Below are 26207 nucleotides of genomic sequence, written 5' to 3'. Positions count from 1 at the left end.
AATAATGCTGAATGGAGCAATAATCATGTAATAAATCTTTTCCGAAATGAATGCAAAGTGGGTCAATGAGTGCTGCAGCCAACGGGGTTTTTCCTTAGTTTTTCTCCTGAAGGAAAAAGTAAGTCGCCGAAGGCAAGATTAATATGAACTTGATGTGTTTTGATTCTTTTGAAATTGCTGCGAAACAACTATCGCAACTATTCCTTCTGCAAAAATGTCAATTGATCCTAAAAAAGAGGTTTTCAAATGTTGAAAACCTCTTTTTCATTCAACTTATTACTTCCCAAACCCAACACGCCATTATCCCATTGTGTTGTATCTCTCGTTTTTATCGAAAAGCACCTGAAACAATGCTTTCAACAAATGGCAAGTTAAGGTCTGAATTAATTCTTGTCAATAATGTATCTCTTAAAGCCTTTCGACATTTTAATATCATATTCCTCATCCTCACTGCCATCCAGGATAAAATAAGCCTCCAGATCAGGATGATTTTCAACAATATCCAGACTTTTTTCAAATCCCAGTACCATAAACGCGGTGGCATAAGCATCGGCCGACATACAGTCAGGAGCCAAAACAGATACGCCCAATAAAGGATGATCAACAGGGTAACCGGTAAACGGGCTGATGGTATGGGCGTACTTCTTACCACCTTTGACGTAAAAATTACGGTAGTTTCCTGAAGTTGCCAGGGCAATATCCGAAATACCAATAATTTCCTGAAGTTGTCGATTCAACACTTCCGGGTCATCAATAGGCTTATCAATCCCAACACGCCATGCGGTGCTTTTAGGATTATGCCCTTTCACCCGCATCTCACCTCCTATCTCTACCATATAATGCTCAACATCAAACGACTCCAACAGGTCTGCAATAACATCCACAGCAAAACCTTTAGCAATGGCACTGCCATCGAGCATAATGCCCGGCCTGTCTTTTACAATCTTTTGTCCTTCCAAACGAACCATATTCATACCCACATCGTTCATAATCGAATCAATCGTAGCTGCGGTGACACTATCCTTTTTTGAGAATCCAAATCCCCATGCATTGACCAGAGGCGCCACAGTCATATCAAAGGCTCCATTGGTTGCTTCTGTTATTTCATTAGCCTTATTAAACACCTGACGGAAATAGGTATCTGTTTCGATTGATACGTTTCGATTGATCTTACTGATCACCGATTCTTCTTTATAGGTCGACATGGACCAGTCAAAGGCATTTAAGGTACTCTGTATGGTGTCGGACAAATCTTCCGAACTTTCATAGGTCATATGGTAGATGGTGCCAAAAATAAGCCCTTCTGTGCGGATATATTCTTTTTGCGGCTGGCAGGCAATTGCCATTATTACAATTACAAAAGCCAATGTAGTTCGTATATAAAAATTCATTTGCATTTTCTTTTCGGCAAAGGTGAGAAATCAAGCTTTAATTATGAAATTAAGAATTGGATCTTTAATTGCAAGCTGTACTAAAGATCCGATCCTTTCATGGCTCTGAATTATATTCATAAAAAAGCCCCAATTAAGGGGCTTTTTAAGTATTATTTATGATCCAAAATCATCAAAGTCAACCATCTCATCCGGTACTCCAAGATCGTACAGCATTTTGGTTACTGCATCGTTCATCATCGGAGGTCCACATAAGTAGTATTCTACATCTTCCGGCTCCTCATGCTTGCTTAAGTACTCGTCATGAATCACCTGGTGAATAAAGCCTGTTGCACCTTCCCAGTTATCTTCCGGTAACGGCTCAGAAAGTGCAATAGTGAACTTAAAGTTCGGGAACTCTTTCTCAATGGCACGGAAGTGATCTTCGTAAAAAATCTCTTTACGTGAACGTGCACCATACCAGAAAGTCGCTTTACGACCTGTCTTTAAAGTATGGAACAAGTGGAAGATGTGTGAACGCATTGGCGCCATACCAGCACCTCCACCAATAAACATCATCTCACGATCGGTTTCCTTAATAAAGAACTCACCGTAAGGACCTGAAACGGTCACTTTATCACCCGGCTTGCGCGAGAAGATAAATGATGAACAAACACCTGGATTTACCTTCTGGAATCCACCTGCAACACGATCCCATGGAGGAGTAGCAATACGGATGTTCAACATCACGATATTACCCTCTGCAGGGTGGTTAGCCATTGAGTAAGCACGATAAGTTGGCTCCGGATTCTTCATCTTCAGGTCAAACATGCCGAATTTCTCCCATTCGCCACGATATTCTTCTTCGATGTCCATGTCTTTGAAGTCCACATCAATCTTAGGTACATCAATCTGGATATATCCACCCGATTTAAAGTCTAAGATTTCACCTTCCGGTAACTTCACCACAAACTCCTTAATAAAGGTCGCTTGTCCGTCGTTAGATACCACTTCACACTCCCATTTCTTGATACCCATTATTTCCTGAGGTATCTGCATGGTCATGTCTTCTTTTACCTTCACCTGACATGCCAGACGCCAGTTGTTAGCCTGCTCTTTACGGGTGAAATAACCTGTTTCGGTTGGTAAGATTGAACCTGCACCACTATCTACCTGACAGCGACACATGGCACATGTACCACCTCCACCACAAGCTGAAGGAAGGAAGATTTTATTATCACCCAAAGCTGAAAGCAAGGTCTGGCCCGGGTCCACCACCAATTCTTTTTCACCATCGTTAATGTTGATGGTTACTTCTCCCGATGGCATTAGTTTTTTCTTAGCGTACAATAGAATCGACACCAAGGCAAGGATTACCATAAGGAAAATCGCTATACTGGTGAAGATTACTGTACTATCAATTGCTAATAATGTCATTTCTAATACGTTTTACTTTTTACAACTGAATTCCCATGAAACTCATAAATGCCACACCCATCAATCCGGTTACAATAAAGGTGATACCCAAACCTCGTAATGGGGCAGGCACATCTGAATATTGAATCTTTTCGCGGATGGCAGCAATACCAACAATAGCCAGTAACCAACCAATACCCGAACCAACACCGAATACAGTTGCTTCACCCAGGTTAGCATATTCACGCTCCTGCATAAATAACGAACCACCTAAGATGGCACAGTTTACAGCAATTAGCGGTAAGAAGATACCCAATTGAGTGTATAGTGTAGGAGCAAACTTCTCAACAATCATCTCAACCAGCTGCACCATTGATGCAATAACGGCGATAAACATGATGAAGCTTAAGAAGCTCAAGTCATAAGTTGCAAACTTATTTTCTAATCCAAGAAGGTTATCCAACCATACCAATGCACCTTCGCCTAACACATAATCGTTAAGCAGGTAGTTAACCGGTACGGTGATACTCAATACAAAAGTTACAGCCAATCCAAGACCTAAAGAGGTGTTCACGGTTTTTGATACTGCCAGGTATGAACACATACCAAAGAAGTAAGCGAATACCATGTTATCAATAAAGATTGACCGTATAAATATATTTACATAATCCATTTTTCTGCTTTTTTACAATTACGATTCTATCAAATCTTTATCTCGAGAACGCTGTACCCAAATAATGATACCTACCACAACCAATGCCATTGGAGGCAGAATCATGAAACCATTGTCCTGATACCCCCAATCATAAAATATTTGTGGTACTACCTGCAAAGATCCAAGACCAGGTAGAGTTAACTTACCTGTTCCTAACAATTCGCGGAAGAAAGCGACTACAATCAGTATAAAACCGTAACCAGCGCCGTTTCCTATACCATCGAGTACCGCAGGCCAAGGCTTGTTACCTAAAGCGAAGGCTTCCAGACGTCCCATGATGATACAGTTGGTAATAATCAGCCCGACAAATACCGATAGCTGCAAACTCACTTCATAAGCAAAGGCTTTCAACACCTGGTCTACTATAATTACCAATGATGCTACAACTACCAACTGCACAATAATACGAATACGTGAAGGAATGGTGTTACGCAACAATGATATAATCAGGTTTGAGAATACAGTTACAAACATTACAGAGATGGACAATACAATGGCCGGCTCCAATTTAACTGTTACCGCCAAAGCAGAACAGATACCCAACACCTGAATGGTAATGGGGTTTTGTGCTCCCAGAGGAGTTGTAATCAGCTTCAGATTCTTAGCTGAGAACAAAGGTTCTTTTTCACTACTCATCGTCACAATATTTTAGTTCTTTAAAAACTTTTCATAACCACTCAGGCAGTCTTCCAACATGGTGCCCACACCAACACTGGTAATTGTACCACCAGAGATACCATCCACTTTGTGAAGGTCGCCCTGAGACTGTCCTTTCTTAACTACTTCGATAGAAGCAAAAGTACCGTTATCATCAAACAGCTTTTTACCTTTGAAAGGGTCCTGAAAAATTGGTGTTGCAATTTCAGCACCTAATCCGGGTGTTTCCCCTTTATGACCAAAAGTTGCCCCGTAAACAGTGTTCTTGTCTTCGTCTAGTGATACATAACCCCAGATAGGGCCCCAAAGACCTTTACCTCTAACCGGAATCACATATTTAGTTGATCCGTTATCGAGTTTACACTCATAAATCGGGTACGCACGCTCAGCATTGTCTTTCCTCACCTCTTTGGCAAGGTCAACAGTAAACGCATCCAAACCAGATTGCTTTTCACCTTTAACATTGATTACATAAGCGCTTTGTCCGATGTATTTCTCGTATTTTGCTTCAGCATCAGCTGCTGTACTTTCAATCTGTACCGATTTCAGGATATCCATCTTTTTGGCTATCGCCGCATTTTTATCCTGCATTGGTTTTAACGATTGCGCTAAGAAGGCCAAGATAGCCGCTACCACAATCACCATAACAGATGCGTACAGAAAAGTATAAGTATTTCCTTGTCTATCCATTTTACTAATTATTTAGGCAGCTACACTAGCTCTTTTTAAACGTCGTTTGATATTTCCCTGAACCACATAGTGGTCGATAAGCGGCGCAAATGTGTTCATCAATAAGATGGCCAACATTACCCCTTCCGGATATGCCGGGTTGAATACACGTACCATGATGGCTAAGAAACCAATCAGGAATCCGTATATCCATTTACCTTTTTCTGTACGAGTGGCCGATACAGGATCTGTTGCCATAAACACAGCACCAAAAGCAAATCCGCCGATACATAAGTGATGTAAAGCATCTACCTGCATCAAGGTATTAGCACCCCAAAGGTTGAATAGTAATCCCATTACATACCCCCCTGCAAATACAGAAACCATAATTTTCCAGCTTCCAATACCTGTATAAATAAGAATGGCTGCTCCAATTAGAATAGCTATAGTTGAAGTTTCACCAATTGAACCAGGAATCATTCCAATAAAGCTCTCAAGGATAGAGTGGCTTGGAACAATGTTTGAAGCTGCTTCACCAAGTGGTGTAGCTCCCGAAAAACCATCAACAACACCTTCGCCTTTGGTTAATCCTGAAATCCATACCTGGTCGCCTGACATTTTTGACGGATAGGCAAAGAATAAGAAGGCACGTGCTACCAAAGCAGGGTTCCAGATATTCATTCCTGTTCCACCGAATACCTCTTTACCAATTACAACAGCAAAGATTGTAGCTACAGCCACCATCCATAATGGAATATCAACTGGTAATATCAAAGGAATTAACATACCCGATACAAGAAAACCTTCCTGTACTTCGTGCCCACGAAGCTGAGCAAACATAAACTCAACGCCCAGACCAACACCATATGACACAATTACAATTGGTAATACTTTCAATGCTCCATGACCAAGCTCTGCCCAGAAAGAAGCCTCAACACCCATTGCCAGAAAATGCTGGTAACCAGTGTTCCAAATACCAAAGAGCAAGGCTGGAATCAATGACTTCACCACCAATGCCATGGTACGTTTCAAATCAACCGCATCGCGCACATGAACTCCATTTTTGTTCGTCGTATTCGGAACGAAGAACAGTGTTTCCAGTGCATCGAAGGTCGAATGAAATTTCTCAAACTTCCCGCCCTTTTGAACGTGAGGTTTGATGTTATCTAATAAATTTCTTAACGCTTTCAATGTATATTAGTTTTATAGTTATTAGTCAGTGGTCAGTAGTTTATTTCCAATCACTACTATCTTCTGACTACTGACTAAATTAACTTAACTCTTTAATCATTAAATCAATACCCTTACGCAATGTGGTTTGTAAAGGCTGCTTTGATGTACACACAAACTCACAAAGAGCAATGTCTTCCTCAGCCAATTCATAAATACCCAATTGCTCCATCTTATCAATGTCTTCTACAAGAATAGATCTGAATAAGAATTCAGGAAGGATATCCATCGGTAACACCTGGTCGTATTGACCCGATACCACAAATGAACGCAGTCCACCGTGCATGTTGGCATCCAAACGGTATTCTTTCTTTTTGTTTAACCAGCTAAAGAAAGAACGCGACATACTGAATTTATTGAATCCTGGCATTGCCCAACCCATAAACTCATAGTAATCACCTTCCGGAATAACTGTCACTTGCGAATGGTATGCTCCCAAATAACCGTCATCTTCAACCTGAGTTCCGGTTAGTACATTACCACTGATATACCTTAGATTATTGTCTGTTATAACATTATTTTTCACCAATGTAGAGATGCTGGCGCCTATTTTTGTCCGGTAATAACCCTTTTTCTCAACTTCACTTCCTGCTAACACAACTATACGATCGGCATCATAGATACCTTCGCTAAATAGTTTACCAATAGCAATAATCTCCTGCGGCTGAGCTACCCAAACAACTTCACCTTTGTTAATCGGCATGGTGTGATGAATCTGTACACCTACATTACCGACCGGGTGTGGGCCGCTAAATGCATGAACAGTTACATCTTTAAGATTTTTGAAAGCTTTTGAAGCAGTATCATTTTGAACACCTATATGAACATTGTCACATAGTTGTTTAATCACATTTATACCAGCCTGCAATGCTTCTTCCTGTCCTGAAAGGATAAAATCCATGTCAGGTGCCAAAGGCGCACTGTCAAAGCCTGAAATAAAGAATGCTTTAGGTGTTTCATCAGCATTTGCAATAACGTCATATGGACGTTTGCGGATAAACGGCCAAAGACCACCTGCCTGCAGCTTCTCAATGATTTGTTCTTTTGTTAAGTCTGCTGGATTAGCACTTCCGAACTGCTCTTTCTCATCAGAACCATCAGCCTTAACGACTACTTCTAGAATTTTACGGCGTTCGCCGCGGTTAACCGCAGCCAACTCTCCACTTACTGGAGACACAAATTTTACTTCCGGACGATACTTGTCGAAAAATAAAACTGTACCCGCTTTCACCTTGTCCCCAACCTTTACAGCCATTTTAGGAACCACACCATGAAAATCAGTGGGTTTCATTGCAAAAAGCTCGGGTAATTCAGCCTGACCAAAAACTTTATCGGCTTTGCCGGTAAGTTGGATATCAAGACCTTTTTTGATTTTTATTACCTCTGACATGTTTGAAAAACGGTTTTTTTATTTTTACGCGCAAAAGTACATAAATTTATCACTAATCCATATATATTGCGGTTGTAAAACACATGCTATCATGAGGTATTTTAGGAAAATTAACGGTTTGAAAGGGGTAAAAAAGATTTTTTGCTCTCGATTACCAAAAGATTGGATTATTTATTCTTTAATCATTGTAATTTATACAACATCGATTCATAACAGTATTGGTAATACCCCTGTTAAAACAGCCTCGAATATCAAAACGGTTCAATTGTATAAAAAAGGATGGAACATGTCCTATCCCATCATCAATCTTTATCCTCAGGAACAGCTAACGCTTGAATTTGATGATTTTGCATATGAATCTAAGAACTACCAATACAGCATTATCCACTGTACCTCTGACTGGGAAGAATCGAACCTGATGCAAACAGAATATGTTGATGGCTTTATGCCCAATAGCATTGAAGACTATCAATATTCCTTTAATACGACTTTTGATTACATACATTATACACTCGATTTTCCTAATAGGGATATCAAGCTTAAACTATCAGGCAATTACATTATCAAAGTATTTGAATTAGGCAAAGAAGACCATCCGGTATTGATACGCCCCTTTTATGTAACAGAACAACTGGTGAGTATTTTCCCGCGGATTAAATATACATCTAATTCCAACTTCAGAGAATCGATGCAGGAAGTAAACTTTACCATTCAACACCCCAACTTCAGGATCAATAACCCTCGTGAGGAAGTTAAGGTAATTCTGCAACAAAATGGCCGGTGGGATAACCAGATTGATGACCTGAAACCATTATTTATCCGTAACCAGGAATTGGATTATTCATACAACCGTGAAAATTTGTTTGATGGCGGTAACGAATACCGTTGGCTGGACATAAGAAGTACACGTTTTGCTCCAGAGCATGTTGATAACATCTCATTTTTCGACCCACATTATCACTTTACACTCTTTCCTGATAAATTTTTAAGTCAAAAACCGTACTTCTATCGTGAAGATTTTAATGGCAAATATTATATCGAGGTAAAAGAAAATCGCGACCCATATATTGAAGCTGATTATGTATATGTGCATTTTAAATTACCTGTTCAAGCTCCATATGTGGATGGACAAATTTATGTTTCCGGAGGATTAAGTGACTGGCAGTTAAACAAAGCCAACCGAATGGAATATAACTACAATACACATACCTATGAGTTAACCATGCTTCTCAAGCAAGGGTTCTATAACTACCAGTACCACTTTCTTGAAAATAATCATACAAAAGCTGAAGTAGAGCGCTTTGACGGTAATTATGGCCAAACCGAAAATGATTATATCATATATGTGTATTTTCAAACTGTGAGTGATAATTATGAGCGTTTGATTGGTGTGAATATTTCCAATTCGTTAAAGTATAGTGTGAAGGGGAAGTAATCCACAACATGATATATGTAACAATTGTAATTCCAACTTGAAAATGAAACTACTTCAACTTCCTCCGATACCATCACCTATGATAATTTGAAACTTCCCAAGTTCAAACCCTGACAAATCACATAAATAATTCACCTTAAACCCTGACAAATTTCATATACATCGTTTTTTTTATTTCATAGATTTGTTTCACTTCGATTTAGAGGTCATTGATTGAAGTTGTATTCCGTTCGTTAAGGTCATAAATTTGACTCAAATAAGAACCAAATAAAATAGAATCTATGCCAAAAGGAATTTTTCAAGTACCGCCGGCTGTAAACGAGCCGATTAAGAGCTACGCTCCAGGAACACCAGAGCGTGCCGAATTAAAAAAAATGTTAGAAGATCTTCGCTCTCAAGAGTTAGATATCCCAATGTTTATTGGTGGCGAAGAAATCCGTACAGGTAATAAAAAACGTATCCACCCTCCTCACGAAATTGCACATACTTTAGGTCATTACCACCAGGGAGATGAAACACATGTTCATAAGGCTATTGATGCTGCTTTAAATGCTCGTGAACAATGGGTTAACCTTAGTTGGGAGCACCGCGCAGCTATCTTCTTAAAAGCTGCTGATTTATTAGCTGGTCCTTATCGTCAGTTGATTAATGCTGCGACCATGCTAGGTCAGTCAAAAAATGCTTTCCAGGCTGAGATTGATTCGGCTTGTGAGTTAGCTGACTTCTTCCGATTTAACGTGCAGTACATGACTGAGATTTATGCTGGTCAGCCTGAATCAGCTCCTGGCATTTGGGATCGCGTTGAGTACCGTCCGTTAGAAGGTTTCGTATTCGCATTAACTCCTTTTAACTTTACATCTATTGCCGGTAACCTTCAGACAGCTCCTGCCATGATGGGTAACGTTACTGTTTGGAAACCTTCAAAGACTGCTGTTTACTCGGCTTATTTCTTAATGAAGTTATTCAAAGAAGCTGGTGTACCTGACGGTGTTATTAACCTTGTTTATGCATCAGGTCCTGTTGCTGCTAAAGAAATTTTCTCTCATCCTGATTTCGCAGGTTTCCACTTTACTGGTTCTACAGGCGTATTCCAGAGCACATGGAAAGCGATTGGCGATAACATTGAGAAATATAAGACATACCCACGTATAGTTGGTGAAACAGGTGGTAAAGATTACATCTTAGCGCACAAATCATGTGACACTAAAGCTGTTGCAACTGCTATCGTTCGAGGTGCTTTCGAGTACCAGGGACAGAAGTGTTCAGCTGCATCACGTGCATATATGCCTGCCAGCTGCTGGGACGAAATCCTGGGCTACGTAAAAGAGCAGATGAAAGAAGTGAAAATGGGGCCTCCAGAAGACTTCAGCAATTTTGTAAATGCTGTAATCGACGAGACTTCATTTGACATATTAGCAGGTGCGATTGATGAAGCAAAAGCCAGCAACGAAGCTGAAATTGTTGTTGGTGGTGGTCACGATAAGTCAGTTGGTTACTTTATTGAACCTACTATCATCGTTACAACTAATCCAATGTATCGCACAATGGAAGAAGAGCTGTTTGGCCCTGTATTAACCATTTATGTGTATGACGATAACAAGTTTGAGGAAACAATGGATATCCTTGATAAAACTTCAATCTACGCATTAACAGGTGCTATTTTCGCTCAGGATCGTTACGTTATTGAGCAGGCTACTAAGCGTTTGGTTGACACAGCTGGTAACTTCTATATCAATGATAAACCAACCGGTGCCGTTGTAGGACAGCAGCCATTTGGCGGATCACGCGGATCAGGTACAAACGATAAGGCAGGTTCTGCAATTAACTTAATGCGTTGGGTAAGCCCACGTACCATTAAGGAAAACTTTGTTCCGCCTCACGATTTCAAATATCCATTCTTAGCAGAGTAGATAATTAGATCGAGAGACCATTAGCATAAAAGAAAGGCTCCTTATTGGGAGCCTTTCTTTTTGAATCAAACCTGATTCGTCATATATATACTAAAGGTGTGATTTGAGCGAATGTAAAAAACGCTTGGTATAGCGTCGTTGCAAACATTGGATATACTTCACGAATATCAATTCGTAAATCGTTTCATTTTCATCTATTTCTTTCAGGCTGGCATAATACCTGGCCAATTCAATCAGGTAAAGAGGATTAGAATTTATCTGCTGCATATTTCTAAGTCCTTGATGATAACCTATTGGTCTTCCAAATTTGATCCGATTTAAATCTATCAGGGAGTATGAGAAAGCACCGGTTGGCATTTGCTTAACCAATATATTGGAGCCATTAAAGTCTTTATGGTAAATACCATTAGGGTGCAGGCCATTAGCCATAAATCGCACAAAACCACCCAGTATCACTTCCTTTTCTGGTACATCATTATTCAGTACATACGTCATATGATAATCGACCTCCTCAAAATCGGAAATGTAGTAGGCCCTCTTTAAAAAGCGCCAACGATTATAAATCTCAACAAAAGCAATTGGTGCCGGCGTACTTATTCCAAGTTTTAATAGCTTTTGTCCATACTCAAAGGAACGTTGAGCTTTCGACTTTCGAAAATAAGAGTACATCAGTCGATTAAAAACTGTAGGCTTACCAAAAGATTTCACACACAGGTTACGTCCATTCACACTTATTTTCTTAATCTTATTCCTTGCATCCTTTATCCATTCACCTCCATTTTCAAAATTGCATTCAATCTCCTTTATGAAACTGTTAAGCTCTTTATAATCTCCACTTAATACGATCTTTTTCATCTGTTTAAAATTTATCTTCATATGTCAGATGGAACTCTCGATGAATTTTAACCAAGCTCTTGAGTGTAGTTTAGCATGCTAAAATTCATGTTCGTTTCATAAAATCTATCACTTGATAAGTACAAACATATCACAACTAAAGCAGGAAAAATTTTAGTTTAGGATGAAGTCGATAAATTGATATTTGAAAGGTCAAAATGGGTAATTAAACCAATGAAAAATACGCGATTTACCTTAGATTGTTATTCGATAAAACACTACATTTGTACAAATCTCTTGTGATGAATTGGTCGAATTTTAAAAAATACATTAAGCCACTTATCAGTAATAAGTTCTTTTTAGCAACGATTGCTTTTATTGTGTGGATTACTGTATTTGATCAAAACAGCTTAATTGACCGTTACCGGCTGGCTTCACGCATTACTCAGTTAGAGAAGCAAAAAGAGCATTACATACAGGAGATCGAACAAAACAACCGAAAGATGAAAGAACTTCAGAGTAGTACTGAAAACCTTGAGAAGTTTGCCCGCGAAGAATACCTTATGAAAAAAGAAAATGAAGTTATTTTTGTGGTGGAAGAAGAATAGGGTTATGGGTTTTGAGTTCTGAGTTAGGGTTTTAAAGGAGGTTTATTCATAAAATTAAATTACACAACTGATTAACAGCATTTTTAAATGAATATATATAAACTGCTAAGTGTCATCTACTATGTAGGAATGGCGCTTGTTTTTTTAGGGGTATTGATGCATATAAGTGACCTGAGCTATGGTGCCTGGGTGTTTTCTACAGGAGCATTTGTAATGATTGCTATCCGCTTTTATAACCGAACGATTGGAAAACCTGAAAATCAGCGCGTTTATACTATTTTACTGTATAGCTCACTAATGTTGGCTCCAGCCGCATGGGCTATGTTAACCTATCGTCGTTATTGGGTTATTTTTATTCTTTTAACAGCTGTTCTTGACACTTATGCCAGCTTCCGCCGGATCAGAAAGTAAATTACTCCTTTTCCAACTGGCGATAATATCCAAGAAGCTCAGAACTTTCAAAAACATCCGGTTCATTATGCTTCATTTTCTCATACAGGCTTAAAGCAGCATCAAATACAGGCGTTTTTTCAAGAAAATGGGCATGGGTATAGTTCAGGTATTTGACAACTCTAAAAGCATTAAATACTTCGTAAAAACGCTTCTGAAAGATGTTCAGAGAGCCGCAATTATCTTTTACCGGCTTCAGTGCTTTAATAAAATCCAAATTCATCAGATAACTTCTGAAGCGCCCGCTTAACTGGTGAGCAAAATCCTCAAAATCATCATCCTTGGTTTCAAACAATTGATCTTTTACATCCAGAAACTCCTTCAGATCAATAAAAGCCTGTAAGTTATAAGTTCGGTATTCATCTCCAGATTCCAACAACTTATTAATTGTAGGTCCGGTACCGAAAGGCACTCTTTCAGATGGACGGGCAGATGGATATACACAAGTGTTGTTAACCTCACCAAACATACCTTGAGGAATAACCTTCTGTAGAAAATAGAAATCTTCTCCCGCTTGTTTTCCAGGCATACCTCCTGCCTTCACATAAGCTTCGGCAGTGCAGGAAAAGCAGGAACCAACAGTATGATAGGCATGCGGAAAACCAGCATAGCGTAAAGCTTGTATATAGTATCGAAGATGCAACTCATATTCTGCAATGGCAGAATAGACAGCTTCATCCAAGTCTCCATGTAATGGATGCTCAAAATGGATTGTACAGCCATTATACTTATTGGTTAAATAAGCCTTATAAATAGCTTCAAAATAATTGTTCTCAACCGTTGTGTCAGCATCAAGTGAGATAATGACACCATCCGGCTTATTTTGCCTGTAAAAAGCATAAGCTGCATAGTCCATCCCTGTTTTACGGGCGTGTCCAACACCTGCATGCTTTTTTGGTACATCAAAGTCTGTTAAAACCGTTAGCAAAAAGCCTGTTTTATTTGATTCTGCATACTGGTTTTGTATGAATTCCAACAAATCGTGCTGCCTTTTCACAATCAAATCTGCGGCACCCTCAGGATAGTTGAAAACTAAAATGACTTCAACACTTCTTTTACAACACCTCTTCGCTTCCATCAAGCTATTCAGCATAATTGGCAGGGTGTCTTCTTCAAGGTATACAGGAACAACAACCTTTAAATCACTCTCACCAACTTGTTCAACCTGAACTTTATGTCTGGCAAAATATTTTGTAAAAACCTTACTCATAAAACTAAAAAAGGCAGAAGCCTGCTGACCTCTGCCCCTCTTTTAATATCTTAACTTTTATTGTTTGGCAGCCGCATGACGTGCATTCAATGCCTCAACAATTTCGTTGGTAATGTCTACTCCTGGTGCTGCATACAAAACGTTATCTCCAAGCGTATTACTTAAAATTACTTTATAAGGATTGCTTTTAGCATATTCCTCTAGGTAGTTCATTAATGTGTCGCGCAATTGGCGATTTAACTTATCTTGTTCTACCATTAATTCGTTTGTCAGCTGTTGGTTTAATTGCTGTAATTCTTGTTCTTTCTGTGCTAAACGCTGCTGCTCTTTCTGAGCCCGCTCCATACTTAAGAATCCATTATTTTGCACTTTACGCTGAAACTCAACAGCATCCTGCTGAAACACCTTAGCCTTCTCATTGAAATCAGCTCTTGAAGCCTCTTCCTTACTCATTAGCTGCTCATTTACTTCTTTCGCAAATGTATAGTTTAAAAGCAATGAGTCGGTATTAATGTATGCAAATGGAAAGAAGTCATCCGATTGCGCAGCACCTGTAACTGCTTTAGCTTGTTCATTTCCTGAGTTGGTACAACTTGATAAAAATATAATAATAACAGCTACTAATCCTACTTTATTCAACACTGTTGATAATTGTTTCATACTCTCCCTAGTGAAATTTAACCTTTTGTTTTTACGGAGAACAAATATAAGTGATTACCCTACATATAAAAATATTTGCTCCTTTTTTTTCCCTGTCAGATGTCCCTATGATAGCAGTAAAAACCAAATCAAACTCTGGTTAATATTGTAGCGCGTCAATTTTCATCATAACCTGATATTAGAAAAATGATCGTGAGCGACGACGGTATTTGGATCCTGAACCATCTATACCTGGTGCACTGCAAGGAACAGCACCACGTACCTTACGTCGTTTACTTCCCTGGTTAAAGCGATAAATCAAGGTTAACTCATTGGCTCCATTGCTATACCCACTAAGTTCCGATAGTGTCCAGTCATAGCTATAAGCAAAACGTGCAGGTCCAACATTAATTCCAAGAATAAAGATCAAACCATCGTTGTTTATTAGCCCCCCATCCGATGCAAAAGGTATACCTCTGTACCATAAACCCAGTTCCATCGGATTGATATACCAATAGGTACCAATATCAAGTTGATTAAAGTCTTGCTGCATCCTATAATTAAATGCCAGCGTAATACTCTGCTCATCATTACGTCGCATCTTATCTTTATACCTGTATTTATACCCGCCGTAAACAGATGTTTTAAATGGATTGTATGTTTGTATATCGGTCGTACCCTGATCACTTTTCACAAGATTGTGAAGCGCAAATCCAAACCAGAAATCATTATTATAGATCATACCTGAAACAGCAGCATCAAATTGCTTATGATTAAACTGCTCATTGCCGGATATTGAACCCGGAATAGTAGACCCATTACTCCCTTGATCGGAAGGAAAAATAGCGCCCATTAAATCAAGATTACGTTCTTTATACATAAACTCAATTCCCGGACGCACAAATAATTCACGAGCCACCTCAAACTCGTATGAATACAGAACGCTTATATCCTGACGAACCAGAAGTCCGTTTCCACTGTCATCGCGCATCACCATGATACCAATGCCACTGCTGTAATCCTCAAAAAAATGATCGGCTGCTAATGCATACGAACGGTATGTATTTGGAATACCCGGCCATTGGTCACGATAAGTCATACTCAATCGTGTCCCTTGGGTTAGCCCGGTAAATGAAGGACTAAGATACATTGGAGCAGCGTACATCTGAGAAAAAGATACATCCTGTGCGTAGCTGCTATAACTTAGCACACAGAGTATCATCAGGATGCCTCTTTTAACAGTACTATTTACTCTTCCGCATGTATGCTTCATTTTTATCATACTCTCATTATCTCACTAATAATACACTTCCAGCTTTATTAAACTCTCTGCTGTTGGTAAACTTACCGGATACTTTATAAACATAAACTGCCTGAGGAGCTAATTGTCCTTTGTAATTACCATCCCAGCCTTCATCAATATCCTGTGATTCATAAATCAATTGTCCCCATCGGTTAAATATCTGTATATGGTATTGCTCAACATCTCGATGTTTTGGTTTGAATATAGCATCATTACGCTCTCCAATTACACCCGAATTACCTGATCCTCCAGGTCGAGGCCTAAAGGCGGTAGGAAACTCTACAAAACCACTCATATGCGCTTCTACAACATCTTCTTTAGTAAATCTGTTTTCGCATCCATACAGGTTACGCACCGTTAAGCTTATATCATAGATACCTTCCTGGCTATAAGTATATGATGGATTTTGAACTTCAGAGGTTTGTCCATCACCAAATTCCCAGAACCAACTGATTGCATCAATTGACAGATCATAACACCTGATTTCGTCCTGTGGTAAGTACACAACTTCAGGGCCAACATTAAAGTCTGCTACCGGATGATCATGAACCACGATTTTGTGAGTATAAACTGCATCGTTGCCATCCGGACCTGCTACTGTTAAGACCGCCGTATAAGTTCCGGCTTGTTCATATGTATACTCTGGTCCACCAACATTTGTTGTGCTTAAGGTTTCTCCATCACCAAAATCCCAGGTATAATTGCTTCCGCCCACGGAGTAATTAGTAAACTTAACCTTCAACGGGAAACAGCCTTGTTCAACATCCACAATAAATCCTGCCTCTGGTACTTCTTTGTACTCAATGGTTACTTCATCGAATGCTTCACAGCCATCTGTGGTAATAGTCCAACGGAATGTGCTTTTACCAACTGGCAAGTCACGAACGGTCGTATTAAAGAATTCAGGATCATCAAAAGTGCCTCCTCCTGCAACTACGGTCCATCGACCTTTAAGTTGTCCCGGGTTCTGTGCCTGCATAGCATAGTCTGCCTCGTAGCTTACATCATCTTCACCGGCATAAGGTGTAGCTTTGTTACTTACAATTGTCACTTTATCTTCTGTGGTACAATCACCATATGCGATGGTCCACATGTAGATATTTTCACCATATCCTATTTCGGTAACCATTGTATTATGCTTACCTGCATCTTCAAACGTACCACTGCCGCTAACAACCGACCAGCTACCAACACCATCAACAGGGTTATTCGCATTCAGAACGATGTAATTCTCACAAGTAGTGCGATCATCACCTGCTGCTGATTGATCTGGTATCTTATTAAAAATAGTAACCTGATCTGAAGTAAAACACGAACCGTTTTTGATGGTCCACATCAAAATATTCTCACCAAATCCAAGGTTTCGTATAGTAGTTTTAGCATCAGTTGCGCTATCAAAATCACCTTTACCAGATACTAATGACCAAGTGGCTTCTGTAAACAGTTTCGCTTGTGGTATATTGGCGTCTAATTGCGACCAATCTTTACAATCTTCAATATCCGGTCCTGCTTGTGCAATATCTGCCGCGTTATTGGTGATCTTAATCACTTTGTACAAGTCACATTGCCCTTGCGTAATAGTCCACCTTAGAACATTTTCGCCCGGATTCAGATTGGATATCGTCGCTGTTGGATTTGCAGGATCATCAAAATTACCTGCTCCAATATCAATGCTCCACAATCCTGTACCAAATTCTGGTGCTTCCGCTTTCAGCTTGATAAAATCATAACATATTTCTTCATCTGCTCCAGGATAAGGAATTGACGGTTCATTGTTAATCACTCGTATTTCATCAGATGACGAACAAACACCATTGGTAACAGTCCATCGGAACACATTATCACCTTTTGACAAGCCTGTAACAGTAGATTTCTCATTATTGAGATCTGTAATTGAAGCCGATCCCATTAGCACCTCCCATTTTCCATTTCCTACAACTGGATCAGTCGCATCTAATGTGGTATTATCCACACACAGTTCCTGAAGGTTACCCGCATAAGCCGTACTAGGCGAATTATTGGTCAGATTCACTTCTGAGAAGGTTTCACAGCCACGGTAATTAATGGTCCATCGTATCAAATTAGCACCTTTCGCTAAATTGGAAACTTTAGAGTTCGGATTATTCACATCTTCGAAGATGGCCTGACTTGTTCCTCCTACAACCGTCCAGGTTCCTACACCAGGATTAGCAGTATTACCTTCCAGTTGCGTTTCATCGCTACAGAGTTGCTGGGTTTCGCCCGCAATAGCTTCAATTCGGTTATAACTTATCATTACATCCGATACAGAAACACATGCATTATGCGTCACTGTCCAACGGAACAGGTTATCACCAAAGGCCAAATCTGAAACAGTCGGATTAGCTTCGTCCATGCTGCTAAAATCAGCAGATCCATTAAGGATGCTCCATTCCCCATCTCCTTTAGCAGGGTCGTTAGCGTTAAGAACTGTGTTATTATTATCACACAAGGACTGGTTATCACCAGCAAATGCTGTCGAAGGACTATCATTAGTGATGATTACTTTACTAGTATCCGTACATCCGCCATAACTAATGGTCCAGATTAAAGTATTATCTCCTTGTTCTAACCCTCGCACCTTTGTATAAGGGCTTCCCTGATTGTCGAAATTAGCTGAACCTGAGCCTGCTTCTACACCCCATGTTCCTATACCCGGGTGAGCTGAATTTGCACTCAAGATTGCTGTATCCGCACAAAGCACCTGATTATTACCAGCTATTGCCTCTAAGTAATTATTGGAAATATTTACTTCGTCCGTTGAGATACAACCTTGATTGTCTACAATCCATCTGAAACGATTAACGCCGGTACCCAAACCAGTAACTTCCGACTTTGGATCCGTTGGATCGGTTATCGTCCCTGAACCTGCCACCAACTCCCAACGACCAATACCTCTGCCAGATAATACAGGTCCGGCACTTAGGAAGGTATGATCAACACATAATCCTTCAACCACATCTTCTCCTGCATTGGCAATATCTGGCTCATTATTAATGATTTCAATTGTATCTGTTAATGAACAATTATTATTATTGATTGTCCAAACCAACTTATTTTGTCCGGGAGCCAAACGTTTTGCCCAATTTTCATCAAGTGCATCGGGCTCTACATAACCTTCAGTAACAGTCCATTCTCCAACACCATACGTTGGAGTGTTAGGTTTAAGCTTTAAGGAGTCGACACAAATAATCTTATCCTCACCTGCATCTGGGGTTGTTGGTGTATTGTTGCTTATCGTTACGTAAGCTTCGCTGTAGCACTTATCAAGCGAAATTCGGTATTTAAGCGTATTTACACCCTGACTCAGTCCTCTGATAAAGGTAGATGGTGAGGTATCGTCATCAAAGGTACCACCACCACTCACAACCGACCATTGAACTATTCCTCTTCCCGGCATAGGTTCGACTGCACTTAATTCATATTCATCACTGGCACAAATCTCATCATCATCACCTGCGTTGGCCTGTGCGACCATATTATTTGTGATAACTACATTATCGCTTGATTGAGTGCTTCCATTATATAAGGTCCAAACAAATTCATTATTGCCTTCATCGAGTCCTCTGACCCACGTATTATATTTTGTTTTATCATCGAAAACTCCGGCCCCATCAACCACACTCCATTCTCCTAAAGCATTGATTGGTTCATTCGCTGATAATTGAATTGCACCGGTACAGGTTGTATCGTTTCTTCCTGCATTAGATTCTTCAATTGAACCATTGGTTATGGTCACATCAGAATAGTAACTACAAACTCCGTTCGTTACAGTCCATCGGAATACACTTTCACCTCTGCGCAGGTCAGTTACTTGAGTACCAGCTATGGTTGGATCAATTAATACTCCACCACCTGAAACCAGAGACCATAGACCCGAACCAACTTCCGGATCATCAGCTGCTAAGACAGCGGTTGAGCCTGCCACTGTAAATGGATCGCCGGCCGACACTTCACGTTTATCACCTTCAGAATCGATATAGTATGGATTATCATTTGAAACGATAATACTATCGGAAGACCTACAACCATCATGAGTAATAGTCCATACAAAACCATTCTTACCGTAATCTAATCCTCCCATTAATATTGTCGGCTTATTTTTGTCCTCAGGTTTATATGTACCTCCACCTAATCCTGAAATCAGAGACCATTCGCCTTCATCACCCGAATCGGGAACATTACCGTTTAATGTCACTGTTTTACCACAAATAACAGTGTCTTTACCTGCATAAACTTCAACATGTTGATTGGTAATCTTCAAGTCTGCATTTGATGAACAGCCATTGTGCTGAATGGTCCATCTTAAAATGTTTACGCCATGAGCCAAACCAGTTACCCTTGTATCCTCAGCATTAACATCATCAAATTGCGCCGATCCTTGAATAACTGACCAGAAACCTGTTTCACCAAAGGCTGCAGATGGAGTATTACCTGTTAAAATGGTTTCATAAGAACAAATGATTTGTTCTGCCCCAACAGTTGCCTGGGTGGCAGAATTATTTGTTATTATAATCTCGTCATAACTTTCACATCCGTTTTTGGTCAATGTCCACCTAAGTGTGTTATTACCTCTACCCAATCCAGTAACATCAGTTTTTGGATCGGTACCATTGGCAAATACACCAATACCCATACCGGTAGGTATTGACCATTGACTTGTTACACCTGCTGCAGGAATAGTTGCATCCAATGTAAAGACATCACCGCATAAGGTAACATCATCACCGGCAAATACATCAAGCGCATTGTTCCGTATTACTACAGTTGCCACCTTAGTACATGAGCCATTTTGCAGTGTCCACGTTAATTTGGTTTCACCTTTAGGCAAGTTACTCAGGTTAATATTTGTTGAATTGGCATTTGGTGTAATAGTAGCAGAACCTGCCACAACATTCCAGGTACCTGTTTCGCCTGGCAGTGCTGTTGCTGTTGCAGATATTGATGTAGCATCCGATTGGCAAACCAAATCTATTGTATCAGCCACTGCACCACTGTTATCGAATATTTGTGGTTCGGTTGGCACATTGTTCATTACATTAATGGAGGCCTTGCTTTCACATGCATTTTTAACAACTGTCCACTCAATGGTATTTAATCCCGGAGCCAAATCACTTATAATTGCAATATTAGCACTTACTGGAGTTGTTATATTTCCTCCACCAGTAGTGATGGTCCAATAGCCACTTTGTGCATCAATTGGAATGGCTGAACCGGTAACAACAACAGTACCGTCGCATGTTGAAGTATGGTTAGCACTCACACTAACAGTTATTTCATCGTTCCACAAGGTCACTTCATCCGAAATTGAGCAACCCGTTGTATTATCTGTTACTGTCCATAAGAATGTGTTCTCACCTTGTGAAATACCACTTATATTCGCATTGTAAAGGTTCTCTTCACCCGCATCTATGGTTGCTGTTCCTTTAAGCACTGTCCAGCGACCAATAAAACCTGCTCCCGGATTAGCTGCGTTCAATTGGTGTGTACTGCTACACACGCCGGACTCATCGGTTCCGGCATTAGCCACCGGTAAAGGATTTACGGTTACCAATAGTTCATCTGAAACCTCACCATTGCCACAAACATTAACAGCCATGGCTCTTATTTCACCAGTGAAATTATTATAACCAGTCTTAACATCTACAACTATTTCAGTACCATTATTATCTCCAACAAACTCCAGTCCTTCCGGTATTGTCCATACATAAGTGTTGGCATCAGCTACAGGATTAATGCTATAACGCATGCCTGTTTCTCCTTCACAAACAGATACTGGACCTGTTGGTGTATTGGCTTTGCCTGGCAACGGATCGGCCGTTAATACCAATTGTGAAGCAACACCTGAGTTACATGCATTGACACCTTTCACTTCAATATTAGCACTTCCGGTAAAGGAATCAGAAATCTGAACGGTAATAGTCGTGGTACCATTTCCTGTTAATATGCTACCAACAGCTGCCGGTACAGTCCAATCATATGAATCAGCACCAGTAATTGGATCAACTGAATAACTTTGAGTACTACCTTGGCAGACGATCATGTTACCAGTTATTGTTCCTGCATCTTCAGGATTTTGTATCACGTTAACTGTTATACGCGTTCCATCGGCAAATGGTACATCACAGCCATTGCTATCCTTAACTGATAACAATTGATATTCCGTTGTTTCAAGTGGTGAAACTTCCAAAGTAAACTGATTACCTGCCAATGGAATCGCATTCACTGTTTTTGCTACTCCACCTTCAGAATACGTCACCTTATAATCCGGTGATCCGGTAGGGAATGTAAAGATAAGCTCAGATTTTTCACCGTAACAAATTGTTGAATTAGCAGGATCAATAGCCATAGTAACACCTGGTAGCTCGTTAACTGTGATACTCATGCTACCGCTTACCGAACCATCACAATTACCATCATTTACTGAAACCAATGAATACGTTCTGTCAGTAAGAGGTGATACGGTAATTACTGTATCTGGTGTCGTAATATTTAATGTTGTGTTGACTACTCCATCGTTATAAACCACTGTCCAAGGTCGCTCACCTTCAACCAGTCTAATACGGAACTGCGTACTTTCACCTTCACAAATTTCATCAGCTCCCAGTAATGAAATATTAGCACTTGGTAATTTATTAACCACTACTGTTGCCTCACTACCATCACTACCGCCTTTATTACATCCGGCATCCTCAACTGAGCTTACACTGTAAACAGTTGTGACGCTTGGATTAACTGATATGGTTGTATTAGCAGATGTGAGATTATACGGATTGCCATCACTTAAAGTAACTTCTAATGGATTAGCAGCACTAACCGGATAATTACTTACTGTGAGCTGCAATGTTGTTGATTCACCTTCGCAAATTGTTGCATCGTTAGCGATGGTAACAACTGCTTCCGGTTGGGTAATGGTCACACTTGTGCTAGCGGAGCAATTCTCCCCTAACAAGTAGTTGGCATTTCCACTTACATTATCAACCACTGTCAAACTATAGTCACCTGCAAAAAGATTAGAAATTGTGTAATTTGAATTGGCTTCTACATTATTAAATTCCTGACTGTAAGAACCAGCACCAGATACAATAACCTTGTAATAGTCAGGTGCTGCTGCCTCACCACCTGTAATTCGATAGGTGATGGTTCCTGTATTTGCGCCATTGCAGGTCACATCTGTTTTAGTCGCGCTAATGCCTAGTGCAGCAGGCTCATTTATGCTTACATTCTGTGTAATTACAGTTCCATTATTATCTGTTACCTCTATTGTGTAAATATCTTGGGCTAACCCTGTTTCAATTAAGGCATCCGCATTAACCAAGCGAACAATAAATCCTCCTGAGTTAATAAGTGAGATGGTATATGGCGCCTCTCCACCTAAGGCTGTAACTGAAATTTCACCATTATTAGCTCCGTTACATGGTTGTATGTCTTTTTTACTCACCGACATTGTTAGTGCCATATCAGGCTCAGATACAATAATATCAACAATGCTTTCGGCACAACTATTATCATCCTCCACTGTAACGGTATATTTACCTGCTACAAGTCCAGTTGGATTAACTGTATTTTGTAGGATACCACCAATTGGTGTTCCTGAGAAATCAACACCTGTCCATTTTATTGTTTTATTTCCTGTTCCACCTGCTACGCTAATGATAATCGAACCGTCGCTACCTCCATTGGCACTTACATTCGATGTACTTATCCAATTAAGCACTAAAGCATCTGAAGGTTCATTGACTGTGACATTAAAGGTTGCACTATTACATCCATTATCATCAATAACCACTAATGAATAATTGCCCGCAACAAGGTTTGATTGACTTGCCACATCCTGAACTAAATCCGGATCAGGGCCTGTCCACTGATATTCATATGAGCCAATACCGCCAGTAACTGATACTTCAATCTCACCGGTTCGTTGTCCCGTACATTCAACATCAACCAGATTATCAAGTGTGATAATGATTTCATCAGGTTGACCAACGGTATATACCTTCTCTACAGAACACCCGGATGCTACATCAATAATCACCACACGGTAATCACCGGCAATTAAACCAGATTGATTACGCTGACCTGCAACTAAATTACTACCTGATGGTCCGGTCCATAAGAATTGATAACCTGTTCCTCCTGTTACTTGAGGTAAAGAAATAGAACCGTTATCTCCACCGTAACAACTAACACCTGTAATATTAGCGTTCACCTGAATATCAACATCAATACCTACAAGTATTGTCTCCTCAACCCAACAATTGGCAGGAGTACGCGAGTCTGTTACACGCACACGATATTCACCAGCCGATAAGCCGGATTGATTTTGCGCATTAGGAATTACTTTCGCATTATTACCACTTATAGTCGTCCAAACAAATGTATATGGCCCAACTCCACCCGAAACAGTCAGATCAATCTGCCCATTTTCTGTTCCTGCACATCCCTGATTAGTTACATTATAATCCAGCGAGATGTTTTTTGTTAAGACAATTTCTTTCTCAACAAAACAACCAGTGCGATTTTCTAACGGATCGGCATCCCAGACTCTTACTAAATAAGTACCACCCGGTAATCCTATCTGATCCTGATTGTTAGCATTCGCAGGAAGTATTACACCTCCATCAGAGGCACTCCAGTAGTAAGCCCAAGTGCCAGAACCACCAGTTGGTGTAATATCAATTTCACCATTGGTTCCATCACAATCAGTAGGTTTTGAAGTATTTTCTATAATTAGATCAACAGCATCAGGCTCAATAACTGTAAAATCATTAATTGTAGAAACACAGCCTTTGCTATCGGTAACCACAACAGAATATGTACCGCCTGATAAACCTGTCTGATTCTGATTGGTAGCAATTAAGCCACTTCCATCAGCTGTGGTCCAGTTGTAAGAATATGGTACTGAGCCGCCAATTACATTGATAGCAATTTGTCCACTCTTATCACCATTACAAATTAAGTTAGTAACAGATCCATTAATCACCATAGCTGTTGGCTCAACCAATTCGTAGCTCCAGGTATATTCACAAGCACCTCCTGTATCACTTTCTGAATTATCAGTTAGTGTTAAAGTATATTTACCTGGTCCCTGACTGCTCAAATCAATTGTACTGATATCAATTCCTGTTTCAACACTGGTAAAAGTTCCTGTAGGATATTCTCTTACCCACTCATAACTGAAATTTCCTGAACCACCTGTTATAGTCATATCAAATGCTCCGGCATTGCTGCCATTACAATTTAACTCGGTAACCTCACCAATAATCTGCACTTCTTCAGGTACAACAATTGATTGCGTTAGCTCACATGTTCCGTCAGAAACCGTTACAGAATAAGTGCCACCAACAACCAATCCGCTTAGGTTTTGTCCTAATACTAATGAAGCATCTGGTCCAACCCATGAGTAGGTATAATCTGTAGGAACACTTCCATTACCTCCTTGCGGATTAACCACATTAATACCACGTTGGTATGGAGCACAACTCTCTACTACTAATTCAAGTGTGTAAGTAATCGGAGTTGGCTCTGTTATGGTCCATGATTTGCTGAAGGTACAGCCATTATCTTTATCGGTAATTGTAAGGTTATAGATGCCAGGAGAAAGATTTTCCTGGGCATCGATGCGTGTATTATCTACAGTTCCAGGACCTGTCCATAAGTAATCGTAATTAGCTGTACCAATAATGCTTACACCCGATATTTTACCATCGTTGGCCCCATTACATGTTACTGCCACTGCATTACCTAAAATATCTAAGGTATTTAATTCGCCAACGGTAAATGTTTTTGTTACAATACATCCTCTTGCTGCAGTGTCATCTACTTTCAGCACATAAGTACCAGCCGGCAAGTTCTCTTGATTTAGCTGGGTATTGTCTGTTACAGCATCTCCGGCAACTTCATCCCACGAAACAACTGCTGTTGGCGATGCTCCTTGAATGCTAATATTACGAATAGCACCCACATTATTGGTGGTTGAGGCACATGAATTTGGCACCTCTACACCGGTAATTGTAAGCAACTCCAGAACAACCGTTGCCTCGGCCACAGTGCAAGTTGACTGCGTGCTGGCCAGGTTATCTTTAATGACAATTGTATAAATACCAGCATCCAAACCACTATATGAAACAGTTCCTTCAGATGTTACAGTCTGAACAGCCTTTCCTGTAAGTAATATATCGTACGAAGGATTACCACTTCCATCCTTATTACCGCCAGTTAAAGCAAATTGAATCTGACCAGTGCCATCGTTCTCGCAATCGATAAAAGTAATAACATTATCAATTGTGATGGTTAATGCGTCGGGTTGGTTAATCGTCACTGTCTCTTCAATCGGACTAGTCTGGCAGCCAT

At 40.1% G+C, this 26207-nt stretch carries 16 protein-coding genes; 4 read left to right on the top strand and 12 right to left on the bottom strand.

The window, feature by feature from the left end; all coding sequences use genetic code 11:
* Positions 1-383: 383 nt before the first annotated feature.
* The 7 genes from AC4MRQ_RS15500 to AC4MRQ_RS15470 all read right to left on the bottom strand — a co-directional run bounded on the left by AC4MRQ_RS15500 (position 384) and on the right by AC4MRQ_RS15470 (position 7447).
* Complete coding sequence (locus tag AC4MRQ_RS15500) at positions 384-1391, bottom strand: FAD:protein FMN transferase (protein WP_491198604.1); 1008 nt, start codon at positions 1389-1391, stop codon at positions 384-386.
* A gap of 156 nt (positions 1392-1547) precedes the next feature.
* Positions 1548-2807 carry an NADH:ubiquinone reductase (Na(+)-transporting) subunit F gene (gene nqrF, locus AC4MRQ_RS15495; protein WP_491198603.1) on the bottom strand — a complete coding sequence of 420 codons (1260 nt, stop codon included), beginning with the start codon at positions 2805-2807 and terminating at the stop codon, positions 1548-1550.
* Positions 2808-2826: 19 nt separating this feature from the next.
* A complete protein-coding gene (nqrE, locus tag AC4MRQ_RS15490) occupies positions 2827-3459 on the bottom strand; it encodes an NADH:ubiquinone reductase (Na(+)-transporting) subunit E (RefSeq protein WP_491198602.1) in 633 nt (210 codons plus the stop codon).
* A gap of 18 nt (positions 3460-3477) precedes the next feature.
* The gene (locus tag AC4MRQ_RS15485; RefSeq protein ID WP_491198601.1) at positions 3478-4137 is read right to left on the bottom strand and encodes an NADH:ubiquinone reductase (Na(+)-transporting) subunit D; all 660 of its coding nucleotides are present in this window, start codon (positions 4135-4137) and stop codon (positions 3478-3480) included.
* A 12-nt stretch (positions 4138-4149) separates the two neighbouring features.
* On the bottom strand, positions 4150-4848 hold the full coding sequence (gene nqrC / locus AC4MRQ_RS15480) for an NADH:ubiquinone reductase (Na(+)-transporting) subunit C (RefSeq protein ID WP_491198600.1): 699 nt from the start codon (positions 4846-4848) through the stop codon (positions 4150-4152).
* A gap of 12 nt (positions 4849-4860) precedes the next feature.
* Positions 4861-6018 carry an NADH:ubiquinone reductase (Na(+)-transporting) subunit B gene (locus AC4MRQ_RS15475; RefSeq protein ID WP_491198599.1) on the bottom strand — a complete coding sequence of 386 codons (1158 nt, stop codon included), beginning with the start codon at positions 6016-6018 and terminating at the stop codon, positions 4861-4863.
* Positions 6019-6097: 79 nt separating this feature from the next.
* Complete coding sequence (locus AC4MRQ_RS15470) at positions 6098-7447, bottom strand: Na(+)-translocating NADH-quinone reductase subunit A (protein WP_491198598.1); 1350 nt, start codon at positions 7445-7447, stop codon at positions 6098-6100.
* Between the two features lie 91 nt (positions 7448-7538).
* On the opposite strand from AC4MRQ_RS15470, the gene AC4MRQ_RS15465 reads away from it, so the two are divergent.
* Complete coding sequence (locus tag AC4MRQ_RS15465) at positions 7539-8882, top strand: type IX secretion system plug protein (RefSeq protein WP_491198597.1); 1344 nt, start codon at positions 7539-7541, stop codon at positions 8880-8882.
* 281 nt (positions 8883-9163) lie between these two features.
* The gene (gene pruA, locus AC4MRQ_RS15460) at positions 9164-10792 is read left to right on the top strand and encodes an L-glutamate gamma-semialdehyde dehydrogenase (RefSeq protein ID WP_491198596.1); all 1629 of its coding nucleotides are present in this window, start codon (positions 9164-9166) and stop codon (positions 10790-10792) included.
* Between the two features lie 90 nt (positions 10793-10882).
* Here pruA and AC4MRQ_RS15455 read toward each other — a convergent pair whose 3' ends face one another.
* The gene (locus AC4MRQ_RS15455) at positions 10883-11647 is read right to left on the bottom strand and encodes a lipopolysaccharide kinase InaA family protein (protein WP_491198595.1); all 765 of its coding nucleotides are present in this window, start codon (positions 11645-11647) and stop codon (positions 10883-10885) included.
* A gap of 281 nt (positions 11648-11928) precedes the next feature.
* Between AC4MRQ_RS15455 and AC4MRQ_RS15450 the strand changes: the two genes are divergently transcribed.
* Complete coding sequence (locus AC4MRQ_RS15450) at positions 11929-12234, top strand: FtsB family cell division protein (RefSeq protein WP_491198594.1); 306 nt, start codon at positions 11929-11931, stop codon at positions 12232-12234.
* Between the two features lie 87 nt (positions 12235-12321).
* Positions 12322-12645: a hypothetical protein gene (locus AC4MRQ_RS15445; protein ID WP_491198593.1), complete on the top strand. Its 324-nt coding sequence runs from the start codon at positions 12322-12324 to the stop codon at positions 12643-12645.
* Between the two features lies 1 nt (position 12646).
* On the opposite strand, the gene AC4MRQ_RS15440 is transcribed toward AC4MRQ_RS15445, so the two are convergent.
* The 4 genes from AC4MRQ_RS15440 to AC4MRQ_RS15425 form a co-directional block, all read right to left on the bottom strand.
* Positions 12647-13894 (bottom strand): glycosyltransferase family 2 protein, encoded by a 1248-nt coding sequence (locus AC4MRQ_RS15440; RefSeq protein ID WP_491198592.1) that lies wholly within the window; start codon positions 13892-13894, stop codon positions 12647-12649.
* A 57-nt stretch (positions 13895-13951) separates the two neighbouring features.
* A complete protein-coding gene (locus tag AC4MRQ_RS15435; RefSeq protein ID WP_491198591.1) occupies positions 13952-14554 on the bottom strand; it encodes an OmpH/Skp family outer membrane protein in 603 nt (200 codons plus the stop codon).
* Between the two features lie 178 nt (positions 14555-14732).
* Positions 14733-15806 (bottom strand): PorP/SprF family type IX secretion system membrane protein, encoded by a 1074-nt coding sequence (locus AC4MRQ_RS15430; RefSeq protein ID WP_491198590.1) that lies wholly within the window; start codon positions 15804-15806, stop codon positions 14733-14735.
* Between the two features lie 16 nt (positions 15807-15822).
* Positions 15823-26175 carry a PKD domain-containing protein gene (locus AC4MRQ_RS15425; RefSeq protein WP_491198589.1) on the bottom strand — a complete coding sequence of 3451 codons (10353 nt, stop codon included), beginning with the start codon at positions 26173-26175 and terminating at the stop codon, positions 15823-15825.
* Between the last annotated feature and the right edge of the window lie 32 nt (positions 26176-26207).

The organism is Carboxylicivirga sp. (genome assembly GCF_982718395.1).
Note: the sequence above shows the minus strand (reverse complement) of the source record. Positions and strands in the feature narration are given on the sequence as shown.

Coding starts and splice junctions, on each gene's coding strand:
- nqrC (WP_491198600.1), bottom strand. CDS start 4,848: ATGGATAGACAAGGAAATACTTATACTTTTCTGTACGCATCTGTTATG.
- AC4MRQ_RS15440 (WP_491198592.1), bottom strand. CDS start 13,894: ATGAGTAAGGTTTTTACAAAATATTTTGCCAGACATAAAGTTCAGGTT.
- AC4MRQ_RS15470 (WP_491198598.1), bottom strand. CDS start 7,447: ATGTCAGAGGTAATAAAAATCAAAAAAGGTCTTGATATCCAACTTACC.
- AC4MRQ_RS15430 (WP_491198590.1), bottom strand. CDS start 15,806: ATGAAGCATACATGCGGAAGAGTAAATAGTACTGTTAAAAGAGGCATC.
- AC4MRQ_RS15435 (WP_491198591.1), bottom strand. CDS start 14,554: ATGAAACAATTATCAACAGTGTTGAATAAAGTAGGATTAGTAGCTGTT.
- nqrF (WP_491198603.1), bottom strand. CDS start 2,807: ATGACATTATTAGCAATTGATAGTACAGTAATCTTCACCAGTATAGCG.
- AC4MRQ_RS15445 (WP_491198593.1), top strand. CDS start 12,322: ATGAATATATATAAACTGCTAAGTGTCATCTACTATGTAGGAATGGCG.
- pruA (WP_491198596.1), top strand. CDS start 9,164: ATGCCAAAAGGAATTTTTCAAGTACCGCCGGCTGTAAACGAGCCGATT.
- AC4MRQ_RS15500 (WP_491198604.1), bottom strand. CDS start 1,391: ATGAATTTTTATATACGAACTACATTGGCTTTTGTAATTGTAATAATG.
- nqrE (WP_491198602.1), bottom strand. CDS start 3,459: ATGGATTATGTAAATATATTTATACGGTCAATCTTTATTGATAACATG.
- AC4MRQ_RS15485 (WP_491198601.1), bottom strand. CDS start 4,137: ATGAGTAGTGAAAAAGAACCTTTGTTCTCAGCTAAGAATCTGAAGCTG.
- AC4MRQ_RS15465 (WP_491198597.1), top strand. CDS start 7,539: ATGAGGTATTTTAGGAAAATTAACGGTTTGAAAGGGGTAAAAAAGATT.
- AC4MRQ_RS15455 (WP_491198595.1), bottom strand. CDS start 11,647: ATGAAAAAGATCGTATTAAGTGGAGATTATAAAGAGCTTAACAGTTTC.
- AC4MRQ_RS15450 (WP_491198594.1), top strand. CDS start 11,929: ATGAATTGGTCGAATTTTAAAAAATACATTAAGCCACTTATCAGTAAT.